The 21,026-nt window shown below is 58.8% G+C and carries 22 protein-coding genes, 1 other RNA gene and 1 riboswitch; of the genes, 12 read left to right on the top strand and 11 right to left on the bottom strand.

The features are described 5' to 3' along the window. Position 1: 1 nt before the first annotated feature. Together ACR0A2_RS21150 and ACR0A2_RS21145 are read right to left on the bottom strand one after the other, a co-directional pair. A complete protein-coding gene (locus ACR0A2_RS21150; RefSeq protein WP_480837143.1) occupies positions 2 to 1,906 on the bottom strand; it encodes an extracellular solute-binding protein in 1,905 nt (634 codons plus the stop codon). A 170-nt stretch (positions 1,907 to 2,076) separates the two neighbouring features. Continuing rightward, on the bottom strand, positions 2,077 to 2,589 hold the full coding sequence (locus tag ACR0A2_RS21145; protein WP_152459925.1) for a c-type cytochrome: 513 nt from the start codon (positions 2,587 to 2,589) through the stop codon (positions 2,077 to 2,079). A 120-nt stretch (positions 2,590 to 2,709) separates the two neighbouring features. On the opposite strand from ACR0A2_RS21145, the gene ACR0A2_RS21140 reads away from it, so the two are divergent. After that, positions 2,710 to 3,543 carry a prephenate dehydratase gene (locus tag ACR0A2_RS21140; RefSeq protein WP_480837141.1) on the top strand — a complete coding sequence of 278 codons (834 nt, stop codon included), beginning with the start codon at positions 2,710 to 2,712 and terminating at the stop codon, positions 3,541 to 3,543. A gap of 4 nt (positions 3,544 to 3,547) precedes the next feature. Here ACR0A2_RS21140 and ACR0A2_RS21135 read toward each other — a convergent pair whose 3' ends face one another. From ACR0A2_RS21135 to nudC, 3 genes are read right to left on the bottom strand one after another with little or no spacing between them, the layout of a single operon-like run. Then, entirely contained in the window at positions 3,548 to 4,090 is a 543-nt protein-coding gene (locus tag ACR0A2_RS21135; RefSeq protein WP_171230658.1) for a chloramphenicol phosphotransferase CPT family protein, read from the bottom strand. A 49-nt stretch (positions 4,091 to 4,139) separates the two neighbouring features. Next, complete coding sequence (locus tag ACR0A2_RS21130; protein WP_171119860.1) at positions 4,140 to 4,607, bottom strand: SRPBCC family protein; 468 nt, start codon at positions 4,605 to 4,607, stop codon at positions 4,140 to 4,142. Positions 4,608 to 4,644: 37 nt separating this feature from the next. After that, positions 4,645 to 5,628, bottom strand: a complete 984-nt coding sequence (gene nudC / locus ACR0A2_RS21125) for an NAD(+) diphosphatase (RefSeq protein ID WP_480837139.1) — start codon at positions 5,626 to 5,628, stop codon at positions 4,645 to 4,647. Between the two features lie 182 nt (positions 5,629 to 5,810). Between nudC and ACR0A2_RS21120 the strand changes: the two genes are divergently transcribed. The 3 genes from ACR0A2_RS21120 (at position 5,811) to rsgA (ending at position 9,001) form a co-directional block, all read left to right on the top strand. Then, positions 5,811 to 7,679, top strand: coding sequence for a bifunctional 2',3'-cyclic-nucleotide 2'-phosphodiesterase/3'-nucleotidase (locus ACR0A2_RS21120; protein WP_480837137.1), 1,869 nt, complete (start codon positions 5,811 to 5,813; stop codon positions 7,677 to 7,679). Between the two features lie 39 nt (positions 7,680 to 7,718). Further along, positions 7,719 to 7,817, top strand: an RNA gene (ffs, locus tag ACR0A2_RS21115) — signal recognition particle sRNA small type. 158 nt (positions 7,818 to 7,975) lie between these two features. Beyond that, complete coding sequence (gene rsgA, locus ACR0A2_RS21110) at positions 7,976 to 9,001, top strand: ribosome small subunit-dependent GTPase A (RefSeq protein WP_480837135.1); 1,026 nt, start codon at positions 7,976 to 7,978, stop codon at positions 8,999 to 9,001. A 39-nt stretch (positions 9,002 to 9,040) separates the two neighbouring features. On the opposite strand, the gene ACR0A2_RS21105 is transcribed toward rsgA, so the two are convergent. Further along, positions 9,041 to 9,898: an alpha/beta hydrolase family protein gene (locus ACR0A2_RS21105; protein ID WP_480837133.1), complete on the bottom strand. Its 858-nt coding sequence runs from the start codon at positions 9,896 to 9,898 to the stop codon at positions 9,041 to 9,043. A gap of 133 nt (positions 9,899 to 10,031) precedes the next feature. Continuing rightward, a riboswitch (cobalamin riboswitch) is annotated at positions 10,032 to 10,253 on the top strand. A 91-nt stretch (positions 10,254 to 10,344) separates the two neighbouring features. On the opposite strand from ACR0A2_RS21105, the gene ACR0A2_RS21100 reads away from it, so the two are divergent. Further along, on the top strand, positions 10,345 to 10,752 hold the full coding sequence (locus ACR0A2_RS21100) for a hypothetical protein (protein ID WP_480837132.1): 408 nt from the start codon (positions 10,345 to 10,347) through the stop codon (positions 10,750 to 10,752). Here the strand turns inward: ACR0A2_RS21100 and ACR0A2_RS21095 are convergent. Beyond that, positions 10,744 to 11,256, bottom strand: a complete 513-nt coding sequence (locus ACR0A2_RS21095) for a protein-tyrosine phosphatase family protein (protein WP_480837130.1) — start codon at positions 11,254 to 11,256, stop codon at positions 10,744 to 10,746. The two genes, ACR0A2_RS21100 and ACR0A2_RS21095, sit on opposite strands and share 9 nt — an antisense overlap. Positions 11,257 to 11,427: 171 nt before the next feature. On the opposite strand from ACR0A2_RS21095, the gene ACR0A2_RS21090 reads away from it, so the two are divergent. The 3 genes from ACR0A2_RS21090 to recR all read left to right on the top strand — a co-directional run bounded on the left by ACR0A2_RS21090 (position 11,428) and on the right by recR (position 14,600). Then, on the top strand, positions 11,428 to 13,191 hold the full coding sequence (locus ACR0A2_RS21090) for a DNA polymerase III subunit gamma/tau (RefSeq protein ID WP_480837128.1): 1,764 nt from the start codon (positions 11,428 to 11,430) through the stop codon (positions 13,189 to 13,191). 400 nt (positions 13,192 to 13,591) lie between these two features. Further along, positions 13,592 to 13,945, top strand: coding sequence for a YbaB/EbfC family nucleoid-associated protein (locus ACR0A2_RS21085; RefSeq protein ID WP_152459206.1), 354 nt, complete (start codon positions 13,592 to 13,594; stop codon positions 13,943 to 13,945). 61 nt (positions 13,946 to 14,006) lie between these two features. Next, entirely contained in the window at positions 14,007 to 14,600 is a 594-nt protein-coding gene (gene recR, locus ACR0A2_RS21080; RefSeq protein ID WP_171617208.1) for a recombination mediator RecR, read from the top strand. Positions 14,601 to 14,669: 69 nt separating this feature from the next. On the opposite strand, the gene ACR0A2_RS21075 is transcribed toward recR, so the two are convergent. Next, on the bottom strand, positions 14,670 to 15,167 hold the full coding sequence (locus tag ACR0A2_RS21075) for a lactoylglutathione lyase family protein (RefSeq protein WP_480837126.1): 498 nt from the start codon (positions 15,165 to 15,167) through the stop codon (positions 14,670 to 14,672). Between the two features lie 206 nt (positions 15,168 to 15,373). Between ACR0A2_RS21075 and ACR0A2_RS21070 the strand changes: the two genes are divergently transcribed. After that, complete coding sequence (locus ACR0A2_RS21070; protein WP_152459209.1) at positions 15,374 to 15,862, top strand: hypothetical protein; 489 nt, start codon at positions 15,374 to 15,376, stop codon at positions 15,860 to 15,862. Here the strand turns inward: ACR0A2_RS21070 and ACR0A2_RS21065 are convergent. Then, a complete protein-coding gene (locus ACR0A2_RS21065; RefSeq protein WP_480837123.1) occupies positions 15,859 to 16,500 on the bottom strand; it encodes a ribonuclease T2 family protein in 642 nt (213 codons plus the stop codon). The two genes, ACR0A2_RS21070 and ACR0A2_RS21065, sit on opposite strands and share 4 nt — an antisense overlap. A 130-nt stretch (positions 16,501 to 16,630) precedes the next feature. Here ACR0A2_RS21065 and ACR0A2_RS21060 point away from each other — a divergent pair, with 130 nt between their 5' ends. Both ACR0A2_RS21060 and ACR0A2_RS21055 read left to right on the top strand, forming a co-directional pair. Beyond that, positions 16,631 to 17,392 (top strand): DUF1013 domain-containing protein, encoded by a 762-nt coding sequence (locus tag ACR0A2_RS21060; protein WP_152459211.1) that lies wholly within the window; start codon positions 16,631 to 16,633, stop codon positions 17,390 to 17,392. Between the two features lie 51 nt (positions 17,393 to 17,443). Beyond that, positions 17,444 to 17,833: a hypothetical protein gene (locus ACR0A2_RS21055; protein ID WP_480837121.1), complete on the top strand. Its 390-nt coding sequence runs from the start codon at positions 17,444 to 17,446 to the stop codon at positions 17,831 to 17,833. A 56-nt stretch (positions 17,834 to 17,889) separates the two neighbouring features. Here the strand turns inward: ACR0A2_RS21055 and ACR0A2_RS21050 are convergent, their stop codons facing one another. Both ACR0A2_RS21050 and ACR0A2_RS21045 read right to left on the bottom strand, forming a co-directional pair. Further along, positions 17,890 to 18,921 (bottom strand): permease, encoded by a 1,032-nt coding sequence (locus tag ACR0A2_RS21050; protein ID WP_171642646.1) that lies wholly within the window; start codon positions 18,919 to 18,921, stop codon positions 17,890 to 17,892. Then, entirely contained in the window at positions 18,914 to 19,222 is a 309-nt protein-coding gene (locus ACR0A2_RS21045) for an ArsR/SmtB family transcription factor (RefSeq protein ID WP_171207031.1), read from the bottom strand. Before ACR0A2_RS21045 ends, ACR0A2_RS21050 begins: the two co-directional genes overlap by 8 nt. Positions 19,223 to 19,355: 133 nt before the next feature. On the opposite strand from ACR0A2_RS21045, the gene pdxR reads away from it, so the two are divergent. Then, a complete protein-coding gene (pdxR, locus tag ACR0A2_RS21040) occupies positions 19,356 to 20,816 on the top strand; it encodes a MocR-like pyridoxine biosynthesis transcription factor PdxR (protein ID WP_480837119.1) in 1,461 nt (486 codons plus the stop codon). Positions 20,817 to 21,026 lie beyond the last annotated feature (210 nt).

Below are 21,026 nucleotides of genomic sequence, written 5' to 3'. Positions count from 1 at the left end.
GTTATCGCAGCGCGCCTTTTGCTTTCAGTGCGGCCTCTTTTTCCGGATTGATCCACCACAGATCCAGATAGCCCAGGGAATAAGGCGGCAGGTTTTCCGGGTATTCATACATATCGTAATATGCCACCCAGTGGTCAGCGATGTATCCTACGGGGATCACGAAGAACTCGTACCGCAAAGCGCGATCCAACGCCTTCAACGCCGTGTCCTGATCCGCCTGGTTGTCGGTATCAAAGGATGCTTCGATGATTGCGTCAACCAGTGGGCTGGCCAATCCGGCCGGGTTGAAAAGACTGAATGCGGCCTCTTCCGACCCGTACATCTGGCTCAACCCGCCACCGGTCGACAAAAAAGACCCGTAACGTGTGGAATAGACCATGTCATAGTCCCGCTCGCGGCTGCGCAGCGTGTATTGCGCCGGGTCAACCTTTTCCGCCGACGCATCCACGCCAATGGCTTGCAGGTTCTGGACATAGGTTTCAATCATCGTGGCCGTCGAGGTCGGCAGGTTTGAAGGATAGGGGAAATCCACCTTGAGCGTCTGCCCTTCCGCGTTGCGCCGCACGTTGCCATCGCCAACGGGCCACCCGGCCTCGTCCAGCAATTTCGCGGCTTTTCGCAGATTTCTGCGATCGTTCAGGCGCGCGGGGTTTGACTCGTGAACCGTCACGGCAGGTTCTGAAAGAAGGTCCTCGGGCACAACCTCACCCAGCGCTTGAAGAAACGCCAGTTCATCGCCCTCGGGCAGGCCTTGCGCTTCCAGCGGGGTGCCTTGTGTAAAGGAATTGCGCGGTGAATTCAGACCAAACAGCAGGGATTCATTTGCCCATTCGAAATTGAAGGCCAAGGCAAGGGCCTTGCGTATGTTCTTGTCGGAAAACTGCGGTTTTCCGAGGTTGAAGACGAAGCCTGACGGTGTAGGCGGGCTGCCATCCGGTATCTCGTCCCGTACGATCACACCTTCGTTCAGCTTCGGAAAATCATACGCCGTCGCCCAAAGCTTGGGATCGCTTTCAATCCGCAGCGTGTATTCGCCGGCCTTGAACCCCTCGAACGCCGCTGTCTGATCGGCGAAATACTCGACGCGGATGGTATCGAAATTGTTGCGACCAACATTGAATGGCAGTTCTTTACCCCAATAGTCGTCGCGTCGCTTGTAAACGATACGGCGATTGATGTCATAACTGTCGAGCTTGTAGGGGCCTGAGCCGACCGCAACTTCCAGACGCGGCTCATCCAGACGTCTGGATTCATCCGCCTCGAACCATGCTTTCGAAAAGACGGGGGTCGACCCAACGGTCTCGATCAAACTGCGGCGGGTGACTTCCGGATTGAACGTGAACTTGACCGTGTGATCATCCAACGCTTCGGCCCCCGTCACCATGCGGCCCACGGCCTGGGCGTACGAAGGCAGGCCCTGTTCGATGAACAGGCGGTGGCTGTAGACAACATCCTCGGCCGTCACCGGCGTGCCATCCCAAAAGGTTGCTTCGGGTCGCAAATGGAAAATGACGTAGTTGCGCCCTTCATCATATTCCAGACTTTCCGCCAGCACGCCGTAATACTGCCCGACACCGTCATCAGAGCTTTCGAACAGGCGGTCATATTGCAGCGTCGTCAAGGCGCCTGCGCGCCCCTTGCGGGAATAGGGATTCAAGGAATCGAACGTCCCCGAGGCCGCCAAGGACAACTCACCAACTTTGGGTGCATTTGGGTTCACGTAGTTCAGATGCGGATAGTCAGCAGGGTAATCCAGATTGCCGAAATACGAATATCCATGACTGCGAGTAACCCCTTCATCCAATGCCAAAGCGGCTTGCGAAGAGAGCAGAACAGCACAAAGCCCGAATATGCCAGCCAATGGCCTGACCTTAAGATCACGTGCAGCAGGCATTACGGATATCATGGGGCTCATCCTCTGGGTTATTGTAATCTTTTATGTCGCATACGCTAGCTAAAGTGCCAACGCTGACAGTTTCAAGTTTAGAATGCGTGAGCGCTTTGTGAAGTTCCCTTCAGACAAAAAAAGCCGCTGCGCGGGGCAGCGGCTCTGAACTTCAATGGTGTCTGAGGCAATCAGTTGCCAATTGTCTGCAGATAAGCAATCAGGTCCGCGCGGTCCTGAGGTTTTTTCAAGCCAGCAAAACTCATCGATGTTCCCGAGATGTAGGCGCTTGGGCGTTCCAGGAAGGCATCCAGCGCTTCGGGCGTCCAGTTGCCGCCATGGGCCTGCATGCTGGCTGAGTAACCGGTGAAACCTTTTGCCGAGGCAACCGGGCGATCAACTACGCCATACAGGTAAGGGCCGGTTCCATTCGCCCCGTCTTCCAGCTTGTGGCACGCGGTGCACTTGCGGAATACTTTCGCGCCCTTCTCGACGTCAGCGGCGGCCAGCAGATCTTCAAAGACCACTTCTTCGCCGTCGGCGCTTTCGCCCGAGCTTTCGGTTTCGATAATGTAGGCGGCCTCAGCCGAGCCATGGCCACCGGAAGAATAGAGGATGTCAGCCCCCCATTTGGCCAGAAGCAGCACCAGGAAAGTGCCGAACAGGCCAGCGGCGGCCTTCGTAACTGTCATCGTGTCGAACATTGATCGCGTGTCCATTTCAGCTGTCTGCGCAGGTGTCTAAGGCTTCCACTTGCGAGAGGCAAGGTATAGACACCGCGACGAAACGACCAAATCGCGAACTTGTTGCATGGAATCGACCAAATGACCAATCGCATTGCTTTTCAGGGCGAACCCGGCGCCTACAGTCACGAGGCCTGCCGCAACGCACGACCCGAAATGGAGGCCCTGCCCTGCCGCACATTCGAGGATGTGATCGAATCAGTTCGCTCGGGCGCGGCCGATCTGGCGATGCTGCCGGTCGAAAATACGACCTATGGCCGGGTTGCCGATATTCACCGGCTGTTGCCCCATAGCGGGCTTCACATCATCGATGAAGCGTTCGTGCGTGTTCACATCAACCTACTTGGTGTACCCGGCGCAAAACTGGAGGACATCACCGAAGCGCATTCCCATCTGGTGCTGCTGCCGCAATGTTCCGGCTTTCTGAAAGAATACGGTATTCGCGGCCGTGTCAGTCCCGACAATGCCCGCGCCGCGCGCGAAGTGGCCGAAATCGGGGATTTGCATTCCGCCGCTCTGGCCAGCGAGCTTGCGGCTGAAATCTACGACCTGAACGTGCTGGCCCGCCATATCGAGGACAATGACGACAACACGACCCGTTTTCTTGTCATGTCACGAGAGGCGGATCTGTCACGTCGGGGTGAGTATGGAATGATCACCAGCTTCGTGTTTCAGGTCCGCAACATCCCGGCCGCGCTGTACAAGGCCATGGGTGGCTTTGCCACCAACGGGATCAACATGACCAAGCTGGAAAGCTATATGGTCGACGGGTCCTTCACTGCAACGCAGTTTTATGCGGATATCGTTGGACATCCCGAAGACCGCAACGTGCAGCTGGCAATGGACGAGCTGGAACATTTCACGACCAATGTCGAGGTTCTTGGCGTCTACCCTGCGGCCCATCCTCGCGGCTGACAGGTCACGCGAAAGACTGGTTGAATTCCGATTGGCGCAGGTCACTGCGCCATGCCTGAAGAATTGCCTGCACGTTGGCCTCGATGCCGTCCATGGAATCAATTTCGATATCGTAAACTCTGCCAGCGTGGATCATGGTTTGGTCCCGTTGGGCGCTTCCCACCGGACGGTCGCCGCGCAATCGTTCGCGCGCGTTCAACTCGGGAACCGGGCAATGGACAGCCACGAACAGAACATCAAACGGGCGGAAAAGGTCGCGCAAATCTTTGTCCCACCCCGGCGTATCCAGAATATGTTCCAAAATCAGATTGTTGCCCGAGGCCGCGTAGGCAGCCAGCGACTGATGAAACCCATCAAAGACTGCCGATCGGTCGTCGGACCAATCGAACTCGCCACGGCGATAGCGATCCAGCGGCAGAACACCACAATCTCGCAAGTGGTCGATCGAGATATGCCAGAACGGCTTCGCTATCTTCTGTTGCAAAGCCTGCGCGATCGTCGATTTACCACTGCTTGATGCGCCATGCAGAAAAATGATGTGCGACATCTGCGGTTTCTTTTCCAATCCTTGCCCCGATCAGCCCAACAGACGCCGTTCACGCCCCGTGCAGGTGACGCTGCTCCAGTTCACGCGCAAACTCGCTGAACCGCACCTGGAATTGCTTGCGGAACTTTGACTGTCCAAGCTTCATGGACTGCAACAGCAACCGCGCGGGCAAGGACTTTGCGGCCAAGGACATTTCGATGCTCAGGCGTGTCCGGCGCGGAGACAGGGCCAGAAAATCAACTGTCGTCAGGCCGGTCATCCCTTTGCTGGCCGCCTCGAACCGCATTTGCGACGGCTTGTCGTAATCCGTCATCACCACCGACATCTGGCGCGGCTTTCCACGCAACTTGAATTCGGTTTTCCATTCAGTGCCGGCAACCACCATTGCATCAGCCTCCAGACGCCGCACGTCGATACCACGACGCATCGCCATACGTTCAAACCTTTCGAAATCCGACACCATGTCGAACACCGAATTGATCGGGGCTTCGATATCTTCGCGCGCTGAAAACTGCATAATGACCTTTGCTGTTTATGGCTTCACCAGTTTTTCCTCAGTCCAGTGTATCCGCAAGCCAGTTCTGAAGCAGAAAATGAGCGATAGCTCCCTTGCGAGCCGGCAACAACCGGGGATGTTCGCCGGCAAATGCCTGCATCATTTCGGATTTGCTGACCCACATCGCCTCTTCGATCTCGACCGGATCGATAACGATGTCGCGCGACAGGGCCTCGCCGGCGCATCCGAACATCAGGGATGCCGGGAACGGCCAGGGCTGGCTGGACAGGTAAGACACCGCACCAACAGGTACGCCTGCCTCTTCCATCACTTCGCGACGCACCGCCGCTTCGAGCGTTTCGCCGGGTTCGACAAATCCCGCCAGCAAGGAAAACATGCCCTCGGGCCAACCCGGAGACCGCCCTATAAGCACATTGTCCCCATGCGTAATCAGCATGATCACAACCGGATCCGTGCGCGGAAAATGTTGCCCGCCGCATGACGGGCAACTGCGCTGCCATCCCGCTTGCGACATATCGCTGGCTGCGCCGCAGCGAGCGCAAAAGCGATGTGTTTCGTGCCAACCGACAACCGCCTTGGCGGATGCGGCCAGTTCGGCATCACGAGGCGACAATCGCGCCATGATCCGGCGAAGCTCGGCGAAAACATGCCCTTCAGGCAAATCCGGGTGCTGCTGTTCGGATCTGTCCACGAACTCTCCCAGGCCGGTCAGATCCAATCCCTCTGCCCCCCAGGCCGAGATATCCGCGGCAAACAGGGGCGCGCCCTCTGCGCTCAGGCCTAGAAAAACCGGTGCTTCGATCACGCCGCCGGGGCCATCGCTGACCAGCGGGTGAGTAATCTGCGTCAGGGCAACCTGATCCAGCGCCGCGCCCACGACTAAAAGCTTGCCTCGCCACAGCAATATGCATCGCGCAGCAGGGTCGCGCGCCATCTCGGCCAGCTTCTCTGAATCCCCACGAAGATGCGCTGCCCGATTCAGGCCCGAGCCGCCGAAAGTCACCTGCTCTGCGTTTTTCATTGGAATTCCTTCTGGTCTTGCGCACAGGGCTGCCATGTCTCAGGCCCTGTTGCAATGGCAATTCAAGACGCAAACCGCAGAGACGCGCCGCCGAAAAGCCGCATGGCGGCCTCGGAAAAATCATCTAGACTGCGTTTTGATGATTTTAGCCCATTACCACATTCAAAAGCAGAACAACAAAAGTGAAGCAAAACCCATCGACGCAGGTTCAACCCACAAAAGACCGTGGGCGTATTCGTATTCTTGCCACCTCCGACCTGCACATGCATCTGACCGATTTTGACTATTACGCGGACACACCGGACCCGACGCTTGGGCTGACTCGCACCGCCAGCCTGATCCGCAAGGCCCGACACGAGGCCGCAGACACGCTGGTGCTGATGTTCGACAACGGGGATTCGCTTCAGGGAACGCCGATGGGCGAATGGGCCGTTCGGAACGACAATCCCCACCCGATGATGCAGGCATTCAAGGCGCTGGACTATGATGCGATTGGTCTGGGCAACCATGATTTCGGGTTCGGGCTGCCGACATTGGACAAGACCCTTGCACAAGCCCCGTGCCCGGTTCTGTGCGGCAATCTTCATCGGTCCGGAGAACACCAATCATGGCAGCGTTTTACGATCCTTGACCGTGTCGTGAGAGTGGGAAACAAGGATGTGCCCATTCGCGTCGGCGTGTTTTCGGTTCTGCCGCCGCAGACGACGCGTTGGGAAGAACACAATCTGAACGAAACCGTAGCGGCGGACGACATCGTTGTCGCGGCACGGTCCCTGACGCGTATCTTGCGCGAAAAGGGGTGCGATCTGATCGTGGCGCTCGCCCATTCCGGGCTTGGACACCCGGACACAGCGACCGACACTGAAAATGCCGTTATTCCCCTGGCCGCGATCGAGGGCATCGACGCTGTCGTCGCCGGGCACACTCACCTGACCCTTCCCGCACGCACCGGCGCGCAAACCCCGAATGTGGATTACGTGGAAGGGCTGGTGCATGGAACGCCGGTTGTCATGCCCGGCTCGGCAGGCGCATATCTTGGAGTAATCGATCTGGCCGTTACCCTAGAGCCCCAGTCGGGGCTGCGCGTCGTCGACAGCCACGCCGAATTGCGCCCGGTTTCGGTGGGCGGCACCGCGATTGGCGAAGATTTGGAAATCGCACATCTGGTTGAACCCGCACATCAGCAGACCCGTCAGGACATGGCCGCGCCCGTTGCGCGCGTCTCGGACACATTGCACAGCTATTTCAGCTTCTGTGCGCCGGATCGTGGATTGACGCTTGTGGCCACCGCACAGGCCGCCGCGTTGCGCCCTTTTTTACACGGCACCACGCTTGCAGAGCTGCCGCTGTTGTCAGCCGCGTCGCCGGCCAAATGCGGCGGACGCTCTGGCCCCAGACACTATACGGACGTGCCGCCCGGTGAAATCTGCCTGCGTCACGTGGCGGACCTGCATGTCTTTCCCAACGAGTTGCGCGCGGTTCAGATCACGGGCGCGCAGCTGCTGGAGTGGTTGGAGATGTCAGCCAGCGCCTTCAACCAACAATTCCCCGACGCCGAGGCAGAGCTGTTCGACCGGGATCGGGCGGGATACAATTTCGATGTCATCTTTGGCCTGTCCTATCAGATCGACCCGTCGCAACCGGCGCGTTACGATGTCGGGGGGCAAATGATCCATCCCGGCCACAGGCGGGTGCATCATCTGACTTGCGCAGGCCAGGCCGTGCAACCCGATCAGGCATTTGTCGTTGCGCTCGATAATTATCGCGCAAGCGGGGGCGGACATTTCCCGCATGTGTCATCGGCCCCGGCCATCGATCTGCCCCCGCTGGATATCCGGGACATTTTGCGGGATTACATGACGCACCGCCTGCCACCCGACCCATTGGCCCGACAACCTTATCCGTTCTCTCTGATGCCGAAATCGGGGGTGACGACCATTCTTCGGACCGGTCCCGGTGCTTTCAAGTATGTCGACGAATTGAACAGGTTTGCCCCCAAGATTCTGGAATCAGACGAAAACGGTTTTGCACGCATTCGGCTGACGCTCTGACGGGTTGTCTTTTGCCGAAGCCTTCCCTATATCCAGAGTCGAGAGGTTGGCGCGGGCGAGCGCCTCGCCAACCTGGTCAGGTCCGGAAGGAAGCAGCCACAACGAGCCCCGCTTGGGTCGATGTCCAACCTCTCACTTTACGAACCTTGGCCGCAGGAGGGCTTTATGATTGTAGCAAAGACCCTTCGGGCAGCACGGTTCTGACCTCTCGGTATCGACTGACTGCCTGAACACATGACCCGGGGATGAGCGATCGCCATCCGTCGGGAGTGCTGTTTCTGACGACAGGCAAACCAATGTTTCTTGCACTTTCGGACCTGGGATGGTCCTCTCACTTTGCTGCGCAACACGCGGCTTATCCTACCTGCACACCTTTTCGCATCACTTCCGTTCATCGGGACCGCCTGATCGGGCTGAACCCTGACGGCGAAGTCCCGTTGCTGACCCCCGATCAAACGACCGGCAGCTATGCCGTTGGCGATTGGGTTCTCACCGATGACGACAAACGCGTGCGCCATTTGCTCGACCGGCGCAGCCTGCTGCACCGACGCGCCGCCGGTACATGCGCCGCGACGCAACTGATCGCAGCCAATGTCGATGTGCTGTTCATCGTCAGCTCGTGCAATGCCGATTTCAACCTGCCCCGGCTGGAACGGTATTTGGCGCTTGCGTATCAGGCCGGGTGTTACCCGGTCGTTGTTCTGACAAAGGCCGACAAATCGGCGGACCCTGACAGTTTCTCGGGACAGGTGCAATCACTGGACCCGTTCCTGACGGTTCTGGCGATCAACGCGCTGGACCCGGCAGAGATTGAAAAGGTGCTGTCCTGGTGCCCAAAAAGCCAGACCGGAGCGCTGGTTGGTTCGTCGGGCGTTGGCAAGACGACACTTGCCAATACCATGACCGATCAGGATCTTGCCACCTCGGACATTCGCGAGGATGACGCGCGGGGCCGACACACGACGACCGCACGCGCATTGCACCGGATGCGCAACGGCGGCTGGTTGATCGATACACCCGGAATGCGCGCGTTGCGCCTGCTGGACGCTCAGGACGGGATCGACGACGTTTTCTCGGACCTTGCCGAGTTGAGCCGGGACTGCCGTTTTTCGGATTGCCAGCACAGCTCCGAGCCCGGATGTGCCGTGCAAAAGGCAATAAGCCACGGCATGCTTGATCCGGCTCGATTGGACCGGTGGCGCAAGCTTCGGCGCGAAGATCAGCGCAATTCTGAGACCGTCGCGCAGTCCCGGGCGCGGGACAAAGCGTTCGGCAAGATGGTCCGTGGTGTCATGAAGGAAAAGAAACTTCGCAACCGGTGATGGCGGGTCGGGGCCTGGCCCGTTCTGCGCCGCGTCTGATCAAGCGATCAGTCGCGGCCAAACCGCTGCATTGCGCCGGGCAAATGCTCCGATATGACCAACCTCGGACAACCCGAAATCGGCAGGGTTCAGCAGGTGGCGGTTGGCATCGGGGCCGTAAAGATCCGCAAGCCGCCAAACCGCGTCCGGCGGCACCATCTGGTCGTCCTCGAAGGTGAACAAATCCACGGGCGTTCCAGAATCCTTCCACTGCGCCGCAGGTAACTCATGCCCGATTTCAGGCACATAATTCAAAGTTGCGGTACACCATTTGCGCCACTGCCAATAGACCGATGCCGGCAGATCCGAGCCGAACCCGATCGCCTTTCCGGGAAGGTAGCCAAGGGCTCGGGCCAAAAGCGGGGCATGACCATACCAGAACAATCCTGCCAAACCCCGATAGGGCCACGGGTGGTCGCTTACGGTTACCAGCCCCGAACAAACACAGATCATCCGGTCAATCAGATCGATATCCGGCTGCACAGGCCCCAACATCGCGCCGATCGAATGACCGATGGTCCAATGCTGCGAATCGGGAAACCGTCTGCGCATTTCCGCCCGTGCCGCGGGCATGTCGATCAAGGCCCAATCCGCCATGGTCGCACGCGATTCTTTCAGGCGGCCAGTCAAGGAATGCCCGTAATCGCGATAGTCATAGGTCAGGCAGGCCATACCCTGCTCGGCAGCAAGCCATCGTGCGAAATGACGGTAATAATCGCGCGGCACACCCGTTGCACTGTTCAGCACGACGACGATTTCGGGCGAGGTCAGCGGGCTGTACAATCGGGCAGACAGTGTTTTCTGCCCGGACGGAAAGCGAAACTCTTCGGTCAATACCGTTTGCTCTGTGTCCAACATGATCTCTGGCTTTGCGCTTGGTAAATCCGGTTTCCGAACCTCAACGCCCTCGACACTATGCATGAACCGACACCGTATCCAGCATGACCAAGCGTCCGGTCAAAAGATCGGCTTGACTCGATGCGTGCTCAAACGCTAGCGGTTGTGTGATGGTTTCCGGCCTCCACAAGGGGTCGGGATGAAAAGGGAACACGGTGCGGTAATGTCTGGTCAAACAGGCAACAACCAAATCCGCGACTGCCCCCGCAACTGTAAGCGGTAAGCGATGCCGAAACACCACTGGCCCCGAAGGCTGGGAAGGTCGGCAAAGCGATGACCCGCAAGTCAGGAGACCTGCCATCGGAAACGAAACCGAAACTCGGGCGGGGTGTCCGGGCAGGTCCTGACGGCATCACGATGTCCCACCTGTCTCAAATATCCTGTCCACCAAGCGCGGAGGGCGCAGGATGATCTGGAAGACAAAAACACATGAATTCAGTGCGACAGTATGTCAGCGGACGGGCAAAACCTGCCCCGCTTTGGCGCGGCTGGCGCGCTCGATATCCGAAGCCATGGCCCAGGCGACCTCGGCCACAAGTGACGATTTCGAGATTGAGGGCAGCAGCGAGCTGTCACATTGCACCGAAGGATGTCATGCAATTTTCCGCGCGCGATCAGACAGCCTTCGTGTCTTTTGCGGCACGCAGCCCGAAACCGCGATTGAGCCGCTGAACGGCTATGCCGACCTGATCTTCGGAAACACGTTCAGTGCGATGCCATCCGGCGTCGTGAATCCCCCACCCTGCGCGATGATCGAAGTTTCCACGATCCGGCCTCGGAAACCTGTTTGCGCGCCCGCGCAGATTTCAATCTGAATCCAGACTGACCTGTGCCTGGGCGCGCCGAGAGGCCCAGGCCAGTTGCGCATCCGTTTCGACGGCGCAAGGGCGCACCGCCCGCAATCGTTGCAGCGCCATGTCCGCGCGTTCGCCGCATTCGACCATCAGCCGCAGGACAACCATACCTGACCTGCCACATCCCCCGCGGCAGTGCACCAATACGCGACCTCCGCCGGACAGCGCGTGCCGGGCCGCGGCGCTGACGGACGGCCACGCGTCATCAATCGCTTTTGTCGGCGCTCCGAAATCTTCGATCGGCAGGTGAACCCATCGGCTGGCGCGGCTTTGAATATCGCTGCCAAATTCCTGCGCCCCGTCCTGAAGCATTTCGACATCCGTCGTCATCGAAACAACAAGCCCCGGCTGCCAGGCTGCGATCATATCCAGATCGCTGGAGTAATCTCCGCCGCGTCCGGGCATCGAGGTCAGTGCCAGCGTTCCGCCACCGACTTGCAGGGCGTAGATCACCAACTGCGACATGAATCCTGTCCTCCCCAAAGAACTCTTTACAAAAATGAGCCGTTAAATCCGCTGATGCAGTCTAGTGCGAAAGCGACTCGTTTCTAAATCAAAAATCATCGCGCCCCGCTGTGGACGCGGGCAACGGTGGCCACTACGCTGTGCCCAAGCACCGAATCCCAACGAGAAGACATGACAGACAGCTCCAGCCCCGCCTATCAGGTTCTCGCCCGCAAATATCGCCCGGAAACCTTTGCCGATCTGGTGGGTCAGGATGCCATGGTGCGCACCCTGAAAAACGCGTTCGCGGCCGACCGGATCGCGCAGGCCTTCATCATGACCGGCATTCGCGGCACCGGCAAAACCACGACCGCAAGGATCATCGCCAAGGGGATGAACTGCATCGGACCCGACGGAACCGGTGGCCCCACGACCGAGCCCTGCGGTCAGTGTGAACATTGTGTCGCCATCATGGAGGGCCGCCATGTCGACGTGATGGAGATGGACGCCGCCAGCCGTACGGGCGTCAACGACATCCGCGAGATCATCGACAGTGTCCGCTATCGCGCCGCCAGCGCGCGTTACAAGATTTATATCATCGACGAGGTTCATATGCTCTCGACCAGCGCGTTCAACGCGCTGCTCAAGACGTTGGAAGAACCGCCCGCGCATGTGAAGTTCATCTTTGCAACCACTGAAATCCGCAAAGTGCCTGTCACCGTGCTGTCCCGCTGCCAGCGTTTCGACCTGCGCCGGATCGAACCCGAAGACATGATTGGCCTGCTGCGCAAGATCGCCGAAGCGGAAAACGCCCAGATCGCCGAAGACGCGCTGGCGCTGATCACCCGAGCAGCGGAAGGATCGGCCCGGGATGCGACCTCGTTGCTGGATCAGGCGATTTCGCACGGGGCTGGCGAGACGACCGCCGATCAGGTCCGTGCAATGCTTGGACTGGCAGACCGTGGCCGGGTTCTGGACCTTATGAATATGATCCTGCGCGGTGATGCCGCCGGAGCACTTACCGAGTTGAGCGGCCAATACGCCGAAGGCGCAGACCCGCTGGCGGTGCTGCGCGATCTGGCCGAGATCACGCATTGGGTGTCCGTAGTGAAGATCACGCCTGACGCGGCGCAGGACCCGACGGTTTCTCCGGACGAACGGACCCGGGGCCAACACATGGCCGAGGCTCTGCCGATGCGGGTTCTGACCCGGATGTGGCAAATGCTGCTGAAGGCGCTCGAGGAAGTCTCGGCTGCCCCCAACGCCATGATGGCCGCTGAAATGGCCGTTATTCGCCTGACCCATGTGGCGGATTTGCCCAGCCCCGAAGAGCTGATCAAACGGTTGCAAGATGCCCCGCCACCGCCGCCGGGCGGGCCCAATGGCGGCGTTTCGATATCCCGACCGGGCACCGGTCCGGCGCCGGCTGGCGCGGCCCATCCACCTGCCTATGCGCCGTCCCCTCGCGGTTCCGGTGGCGCACCGGTTGCAGCCCTGGCGCAGGATGCCCAGACGGCTCTTGCCCGGTACCCGACCTTCGACCACGTGGTGGAACTGATCCGGACCAATCGCGACGTGAAGTTGCTGGTCGAGGTGGAAAACGGCGTGCGCCTCGTCTCCTATCAACCCGGACGAATCGAATTTACGCCCGCCGCCCAGGCACCGGCAGATCTGGCGCCACGACTGGGCTCAGCCTTGCAACGCTGGACAGGAAATCGGTGGGCTGTCTCGATCGTCTCGGACGGAGAAGCCCCCACAATTGCAGAAATACGGGACGAGGCCGAGCTGGCACTGAAATCCGAGGCCGAAAAACACCCGTTGGTGCAGGCGGTACTGGCGCAATTTCCAAAGGCGAAAATCACCAGGATCGAAACGCCGGAGCAACGCGCCGCCAAGGTCGAGACCGAAGCGCTTCCCGAGGTGGAAGACGAGTGGGACCCGTTCGAGGAAGACTAACCCCGCCGCCCGTCACCCCCTGTTTCAAACGAAGCTGAACGAAGTTTCAATCGAACACATCCGCCTGCATGTCTCAGATCGTTTGTTGCGACACCGGCCAGCGGTAGGCGGCCCGTGACACTTCTGATCCGGATGCCGCGTAGCCATTCGAACCACGTCCAGATTTTCTTTGCCCTGTGTGATCAGTCTCGGCAGCAGGCCATATGCGCGCCAAGGACGATCTAGGCTTTTCGGACCTGCAGGCGAATATGGCGTCGCAGACGGGCGGCACGATCCTGCTGACGCCTGCGCCGATCAACATGTCGGCCGGAACGATAGAGCCTCCGACCGGCGGGAGAACCCTTGTGCCATGTGGCTGCTGCCCGTATCTAGAGCGCAAACGGAGACACAGGAGAATACTATGCTGAAAGGACTCGGCGGGCTTGGCGGTCTGGGCGACATGGCCAAGATGATGAAATCCGCGCAGGACCTGCAAACCAAGATGACCGAGATGCAGGAAGAGCTGAACAACATGATGGTTGTCGGCGAATCCGGTGCAGGGCTGGTCAAGGCAACGGCGACAGCCAAGGGTGAACTCAAAGGTCTGGATATCGACCCGTCCATCTTCAACGGCGATGACAAGGAAGTGGTCGAAGACCTGATCCTGGCCGCCATCAAGGATGCGCAGACCAAGGCAACCGAACGTTCGCAGGAAGAAATGGCCAAGCTGACCGAAAGCATGGGCTTGCCCGCAGACATCAAGCTGCCGTTCTGAGCTTCATCTTTTCTGAAATACTCCCGCCGGAGGCTCCCTCCGGCGCAAAGCAGGATTGGCCATGAGTTCGAACAGCGACATCGACAACCTGATCGACCTGATGGCCAAACTGCCGGGCCTGGGCCCGCGCTCGGCCCGTCGCGCGGTTCTGCATCTGATCCGCAAACGCGCCCTGCTGCTGACGCCCCTGTCTGATGCCATGCAGCAGGTCGCGATCACCGCCCGCGAATGCCTGAATTGCGGCAACGTGGGCACCACCGATATCTGTGACATCTGCAACGATGAGGCCCGCGCAACCGGCGAGCTGTGCGTGGTCGAAGACGTGGCCGACCTCTGGGCGATGGAGCGTGCCGGAGTGTTCAAAGGCCGCTATCACGTTCTGGGCGGGACGCTGTCGGCGCTGGACGGGATCGGCCCCGACGAGTTGCGCATTCCCCGCCTCAAAGACCGGGTTGTGGCCGAAGGGATTTCCGAAGTCATCCTGGCGCTGAACGCCACCGTCGATGGCCAGACCACCGCCCACTACATCGCCGATCAGCTTGAGGGTCAGGTGCGCCTGACTTCGCTGGCGCAGGGTGTGCCGATTGGCGGCGAACTGGATTATCTGGACGACGGGACGATCACGGCCGCGCTGCGGGCGCGGAAGGAAATCTAGCTAACCTCAGAGGATCAGGGCGATAACTGCGCCATCGCCCCAGCACGTATCAACGCGGGCTCACGGGCTTCAGGTATATGCGCCAGACGAGTAGGTCAGCTCATACGAGTGGCTGTAGATTTCGAATACGATACCAAAGGGGTCTTCAACATAGACCATTCGGTAAGGCTTTTCTCCGGGATAGTAGTGCCGTATCGGCATCCTCTGTTTTCCACCAGCCTGCACAATCTTTTCGACCAGACCTTCGACGTCAGGGTCCTGAATGCAAAAGTGAAACGTGCCATTTCTGCGGAAATCGATGTTGTTTTCAGGCACGTAATTCCCGTCAAACTCGAAGAGTTCAATTCCAATCCTGTCCGCTGTCGCGAGATGCGCGATACGCAGCTTCCTCCAGTCCGGGCCAAAAACATCCGTGCACATAACGCCAATATCCGAGTCATCCTCGACCACGTCGGTGGGCGGCATGATGACGTAAAAACCCAAGACTTCGGAATAGAACTTCACGGCTTCGTCCACGTTTGGAACGGACAACCCGATATGTGAAAAAGTCCTTGGAAACTGAGACATAGAAGACTCCTTAATCTGCTAAGACGTAAAACTATTGGACAGCGATTAGTTTTCAAGTTGCTTCCCAAGCCTTCATAGCAGGGTTCACCCCGCTGCATGGGTCATGACCCGGAGACAAAATACTCGCTACAAAGCAAAAGGGGCTTTGCCTTCCGTGCGCGCGTAGTAGAATGCCTCGGACTTGATCCCTTTGATTGGAATACGTTATGGCCCGCCTTCTCGCCCTCGCCTTCGCCACGTTCACTGCAACCGCCGCCCTGTCGCAGGACCTTGTGGACAAGGGCTTTGTCGAAGGTTGGAACATCATGATGGACCCAGCGCTTGGCAACGGGTGCCTGATCCAGACGGTGTATCAGGATCTCTCGGTGGTGCGGCTGGGCTATGACGCGCTGGGCAATCGTGGGTATTTCGCCGTGTACAACAAGGCATGGGGCGACATCAAACAGGGTGAGAGTTATCCGATCCGCTTTGATCTGGACGGCAAAAGCTATGATGCGACGGCCATCGGGTTCAACGAACGCGACGTGCCGGGCGCAACCGTGTTTTTCACCGACCGGAGCTTTGTGAACGCCATCGCTCAGAACAAGACAATGACGGTCTACAATCCGGCAGGTGAGGTGGTGATGGCCATTGACCTAAAAGGGACCGCCAAGGCGCTGGACTATGCGCGGGACTGCCAGAACAAAAAGCTTTAACGAATCGGATCGAACAGGGCGTCCTTTGCCGTGCAGTCACGGATCACGTCGCGGCCACAGGGTACGGGATCAAGATCGCGGGACAGGCACAGGCGGACTTCTTCGATATAGCCCTGTTTGCAGGTGATCGTGATCATGTCGCGCTCCAACTCCGGGTTGGCCTTCAGGAATGCCTCCTCGACCACCGAAGCCGGCAGTTTGACGGATGAATCCAGATTGCGGAACACCTCAGGGCGCCTGACCTCTTCATAAGCCCGCCGCGACAAGGCAAAGTAGTCGGATGCCGACAATCCCGAGCACGTACCGTGTTTCTTCCATTGATGCCAAGCAAGGCCGGAACTGCCCTGAATATCCTCCGTTTCCCGCGTCATGCGTCGCGAAGGTGGGCTTTCGGGGGTACGACAGTAGGACGGCCAGCCCTGATGGAACTGTGGCCATAACCCGTGCAGTATCCAGCCGTGATCATGCCGATCGTCACATTGATCCGAGCCGCGCGCGTCACCTTCGCGGGCGCACCAGTTCGGCGACCAGCTGAGAGACAGCACGTAGTAATCGAACTCGCCCGCCTTTTCGCCCTCGGCCAGCGCAGCGACCGCGCTCAAGACCCACAAAACCAGCCCCGTAATCCCTTGGCGCATTCGCCTCTTCCCTTCTTGCCTTTGCGCGACTATATACGGGCGAAGTTCCCCGACAACGGAAACCTGCCCCAAAACCAAGGGGCCGCCGAATTCCGGCGACGGGACAGATGTATGCATAGGAGACGGGCTGATGGCAAAACCGCTTATGGCCAAGGCAACCGCCGTATGGCTGGTGGACAACACCACGATCAGCTTCAAGCAGATCGCGGATTTCGTAGGAATGCACGAGTTGGAAGTGCAGGGTATCGCTGATGGCGACGTCGCCGCCGGCGTCAAGGGCTTTGACCCGATCGCCAACAACCAGCTGACCCAGGAAGAAATCGACGCGGCACAGAACAACCCGCTTCATAAGCTGAAGCTCAAGTTCAACCCATCGGCCGCCGGCGAGGAAAAGCGCCGTGGCCCGCGTTACACGCCGCTTTCGAAACGTCAGGACCGTCCGAACTCGATCCTGTGGCTGGTCAAGTTCCACCCGGAACTCAGCGACGGCCAGATTGCCAAGCTGGTGGGCACCACCAAACCCACCATCCAGTCGATCCGCGAACGCACGCATTGGAACATCGCCAACATGCAGCCGATTGATCCTGTTGCTCTGGGTCTGTGCAAACAGTCCGAACTGGACACCGCCGTGCAGAAAGCGGCGGCCAAGAAAGCAGCTGAAGGCGGCGTGATGAGCGATGACGAGCGTCGCAAGCTGGTCTCGACCGAGCAGTCGCTGGAAATGGACGCAGCGCCGAAAATCCCGACCGCAATAGAAGGTCTGGAAACCTTCTCGCTGTCCGACGAGCCGTCGGAAGAGAAAGAAGACGAACCGATCATCGACGCAGACAGCTTTTTCAACCTGCCCAAGGGTGGGGCGGATGACGAAGACGAAGACGATCTTCGCCCGTAACGCGCAAACAGCCTCGGCCATGACGGCTGGGGCTTTTTTCACGGACTTGCCATGCTGAACGTTCTATCTGCGGTATTTGGCCCGCACCGCGCCGTCACGATTTATGCCTTTCTGAAAACGTGGGGGCTTGGTCTGGCCGGCGGCGTTGTCATGATTGCCATCGTCACGACATTGTTTCTGCTGGGGGATGAAGGCGAACACGAGCATGAGGCATTTCTGACCGTCCCGGTTCTGTCTGCAACTCCGGTGAACGGAGATCTGAAAAACGGCGTCGTGGCATCGGTCCGCTTGCCTGATGGGTCCGCCACATCGATTACGTCCACAGATGCGCAGATTTCGCAGACATTGGGCACGACGGCCTGTATCGAAAAACGCGTTTACGTCGAAAGCGGAGAAGCCCGATACCGGTTCAAACTGCCACGTCTGTGCGACGGTAGTTGATCGACGGAACCGAACGGATAAAAGCCGCCCGATGTGACACCGGGCGGCTTTTGCGTTCAAACCAATTGAAAGATGATACCAGCCACGATTGCGCCACCGACCCCCAGGGTCAGATAGGTTGCAAAGACACGTGGTTTGACCAATGACCAGACTGCAGCCATCGCCGGGATGGAACTGACGGCACCGGCAACCATGAACGACATGGCCGCACCCGCTGTCATACCTTGCTCCATCAACCCTGCCAGCAAAGGCGGCGCCACGTAGGAGTTCAGGTATGCCGGCATACCCACCAGCGCAGCAACGACGATCGGCAGCACGCCTTCTCCGCCAACCAAGCCTGCGATCAGGTCGGCGGGGACATAGTTGACCAAAAGCGCCTCGAGGACATAAGCCAGCGCAAGCCATTTCAACAGGAACAGACCGTTGTGCACGAATTCCGAACGGAACCGGGCGCGACGCTCGGGCTCCTGCCAGAATTTCCAGACCGGTTTGTCATCCGTTTTCGGACCACATCCGCAGCACCCGGCGGGCTTGTATTCGCGCAAGGGCTGGGCAAACGCGCCGTTGCGCATCAGCAACCGAACCGCGAACCCGCCGAACAGGCCAAGCGCAACCGCCGCAACAGCCTTGCCGATGGCAAAGGGCCATCCCAGCGCACCGGCGGTAATCAAAAGCGTCGGCGGATCGATCAAAGGTGAGCTGAGCCAGAACGCCATGACTGCGGACAAAGGAGCACCAAGGGCCAGAAGACCCGCAATGAAGGGGATAACCTCGCAAGAACAGAACGGTGCAAGACCACCGAACAAGGCAGCCAGAAAGATCATCCGGGTTTCGCGCCCCTCAAAGGCACGCGCCACCATCACCTCTGCGCCGGTCGCCTTGAGGTAAGACAGCAGAAGCACTGCAAACAGAATATACTGCCCTGTATGCGCCAGAGCCTTGGCTGCAAATGTCACCACCTCGGGCAAGTTTCCGGGATCCAGGATTGCCACCGCCGCCAGAATGACGACGATCAGCGTCCAGGGTGTCTTGATCAGGTCCAGCGCCACTTTGGCAGTCATGCGCGGGTTCTGTGTCAATTCAGCCATCGTTCGCAGCCTTTCCAACTTCGTCAGCGCAGCACTCGCTGAGAATGAATTGCGCCAGATTTCTCAATTCGTCGTAATTGGCGCGGTTGATCGTGGTTCGACCGACCTTTTCCTGTTCGACCACACCACCGGCTGCAAGAAACCGCAGGTGATGGGCCAGGGTCGACGGGGCAATCCCTGTCCGGTCCTGTATCTCGCCAACGGTCAATCCGGCTTTGCCAGCCCGGACCAGCGTCTTGAGGACTTTCAGCCGAGCTTCAGAGCCCATGGCAGAAAATCCGGCCGCAGCAGCTTCCCACATCCACTATCTCCATTAAACTAGATTTCTAGTTATTTAGTCCAAAGGAACTCGCCGGTCAACCCCGCCGACAAAATTTCGTGACTGCGATGTAAGTCCAGATTGCCCCGACCTTAAGTCCACCCTATAAGCAGGCATGGGGATTTCGGTCGATACATTCTTTCTTGAGCTCAATGGTCAGGGCACATTGCAGGCCCAGATCCAGCAGATGATTGCCGAAGGCATCTTGTCCGGTCGCTTTCACGTCGGAGAAAAACTCCCTTCGTCACGCAAACTGGCCGCGCATCTGGGTGTCAGCCGAATAACGGTGACGTTGGCCTACACCGAACTTTTGGCCAATGACTATCTGACGGCAAAGGGGCGGTCCGGGTATTACGTTTCGCAAAACGCACCTGTCCCCCCCAAGTATTCGCCTGTCCAGCGCGGCACAGAATCCGTTGACTGGGACAATGCACTGGCGCGCCGCTTTCTGGACAGTGACGTTCTGCCAAAACCCAGCGACTGGCGAGAGTACCGTTATCCGTTCATCTACGGGCAGGCTGACCGAACCTTGTTTGACCACGCCAACTGGAGGTTATGCGCCGTCCGCGCGTTGGGACACAAGGATTTCGATTCGCTGACCGGAGATTACGTGGATCAGGATGATCCGTTGTTGATCGAATTTATTGCCCGTCACACTCTACCTCGCCGTGGCATCGCAGCCCGCCCCGAAGAGATCCTGATCACTCTGGGCGCGCAGAACGCGCTCTGGCTGGCATCGCGCATCTTGCTGACCCACAATCGCACGGCCGTCATAGAAGACCCATGTTACTATGCACTGCGAAGCCTTCTGAACCATTGGGATTGCGCGGTCACGCCCTTGAGCGTGGACAGGGACGGTTTGCCTCCAGAGGCGATTCCCGACGAAGCGGACGTCATCTTTACCACCCCCAGCCATCAAAGCCCGACAACCGCAACGATGCCGATCGACCGCCGCAACCAATTGCTGAACCGAGCACGCGATCTGGATGCGATGGTTGTCGAGGATGACTATGAGTTTGAAATGGCCTTCCGAGGCGCCCCTTCGCCGGCGCTGAAATCCATGGATCGGGATGGGCGCGTGATTTATGTCGGCAGTTTTTCCAAGTCGCTGTTTCCAGGATTGCGACTTGGATACATGGTCGGCTCAGAGCCCTTTATCCGCGAGGCGCGCGCGCTGCGCTCCTTGGTTCTGCGCCACCCGCCAGGCCACATTCAGCGCACGGCGGCGTATTTCCTGTCGTTGGGCCATTACGACGCGCAAATTCGGCGTATGTCGAAGGCCTTGCAAGAACGGCGCGACGCGATGGACGAAGCCATCGCGGAAAGTGGGCTGACCGTGGCTGGACGGGGTGTGATTGGCGGCTCTTCAATGTGGATGTCAGCCCCTGAACACATCGACACAACTCAACTGGCATTAAGGCTGCAAAACCAGAGTGTTCACATCGAGCCCGGCGCACCATTCTTCTCGGGGCCGGACAGGCCGCAAAATTTCTACCGCTTGGGCTATTCCTCAATTCCAACTGACCGCATCGCGCCGGGCGTGAAACTGATCGCAGACGCAATTCGGGCCGTTTGAGCCTCATCTGGACCTAATCCGGCTTTCGTTTTGGCCCTAACGCAGGTCGCACCCTTGCGCCAAAACCATATCAAACGCCGGGCACAGTGCCCGGTTTCACTCACTCTTGGTTGGAGAGCACTCAGATGAAGATGACGACGGAAGAGGCGTTTGTTAAGGTTTTGCAGATGCACGGGATTGAGCATGCGTTCGGGATCATTGGATCTGCGA

This window comes from Ruegeria sp. H8 (assembly GCF_056532905.1).
The sequence above is the reverse complement of the archived record's forward strand: the minus strand, read 5'-3'. Positions and strand labels throughout refer to the sequence as shown.

Bases quoted from the DNA above. Each gene is read 5' to 3' on its own strand.
- ACR0A2_RS21060 (WP_152459211.1), top strand. From the start codon at position 16,631: ATGGCAAAACCGCTTATGGCCAAGGCAACCGCCGTATGGCTGGTGGAC.
- ACR0A2_RS21055 (WP_480837121.1), top strand. From the start codon at position 17,444: ATGCTGAACGTTCTATCTGCGGTATTTGGCCCGCACCGCGCCGTCACG.
- nudC (WP_480837139.1), bottom strand. From the start codon at position 5,628: ATGAAAAACGCAGAGCAGGTGACTTTCGGCGGCTCGGGCCTGAATCGG.
- ACR0A2_RS21150 (WP_480837143.1), bottom strand. From the start codon at position 1,906: ATGATATCCGTAATGCCTGCTGCACGTGATCTTAAGGTCAGGCCATTG.
- recR (WP_171617208.1), top strand. From the start codon at position 14,007: ATGAGTTCGAACAGCGACATCGACAACCTGATCGACCTGATGGCCAAA.
- ACR0A2_RS21145 (WP_152459925.1), bottom strand. From the start codon at position 2,589: ATGTTCGACACGATGACAGTTACGAAGGCCGCCGCTGGCCTGTTCGGC.
- rsgA (WP_480837135.1), top strand. From the start codon at position 7,976: ATGTTTCTTGCACTTTCGGACCTGGGATGGTCCTCTCACTTTGCTGCG.
- ACR0A2_RS21130 (WP_171119860.1), bottom strand. From the start codon at position 4,607: ATGCAGTTTTCAGCGCGCGAAGATATCGAAGCCCCGATCAATTCGGTG.
- ACR0A2_RS21045 (WP_171207031.1), bottom strand. From the start codon at position 19,222: ATGTGGGAAGCTGCTGCGGCCGGATTTTCTGCCATGGGCTCTGAAGCT.
- ACR0A2_RS21100 (WP_480837132.1), top strand. From the start codon at position 10,345: ATGATCTGGAAGACAAAAACACATGAATTCAGTGCGACAGTATGTCAG.
- ACR0A2_RS21140 (WP_480837141.1), top strand. From the start codon at position 2,710: ATGACCAATCGCATTGCTTTTCAGGGCGAACCCGGCGCCTACAGTCAC.
- ACR0A2_RS21095 (WP_480837130.1), bottom strand. From the start codon at position 11,256: ATGTCGCAGTTGGTGATCTACGCCCTGCAAGTCGGTGGCGGAACGCTG.
- ACR0A2_RS21050 (WP_171642646.1), bottom strand. From the start codon at position 18,921: ATGGCTGAATTGACACAGAACCCGCGCATGACTGCCAAAGTGGCGCTG.
- ACR0A2_RS21065 (WP_480837123.1), bottom strand. From the start codon at position 16,500: ATGCGCCAAGGGATTACGGGGCTGGTTTTGTGGGTCTTGAGCGCGGTC.
- ACR0A2_RS21085 (WP_152459206.1), top strand. From the start codon at position 13,592: ATGCTGAAAGGACTCGGCGGGCTTGGCGGTCTGGGCGACATGGCCAAG.
- ACR0A2_RS21070 (WP_152459209.1), top strand. From the start codon at position 15,374: ATGGCCCGCCTTCTCGCCCTCGCCTTCGCCACGTTCACTGCAACCGCC.
- ACR0A2_RS21105 (WP_480837133.1), bottom strand. From the start codon at position 9,898: ATGTTGGACACAGAGCAAACGGTATTGACCGAAGAGTTTCGCTTTCCG.
- ACR0A2_RS21090 (WP_480837128.1), top strand. From the start codon at position 11,428: ATGACAGACAGCTCCAGCCCCGCCTATCAGGTTCTCGCCCGCAAATAT.
- pdxR (WP_480837119.1), top strand. From the start codon at position 19,356: ATGGGGATTTCGGTCGATACATTCTTTCTTGAGCTCAATGGTCAGGGC.
- ACR0A2_RS21135 (WP_171230658.1), bottom strand. From the start codon at position 4,090: ATGTCGCACATCATTTTTCTGCATGGCGCATCAAGCAGTGGTAAATCG.
- ACR0A2_RS21075 (WP_480837126.1), bottom strand. From the start codon at position 15,167: ATGTCTCAGTTTCCAAGGACTTTTTCACATATCGGGTTGTCCGTTCCA.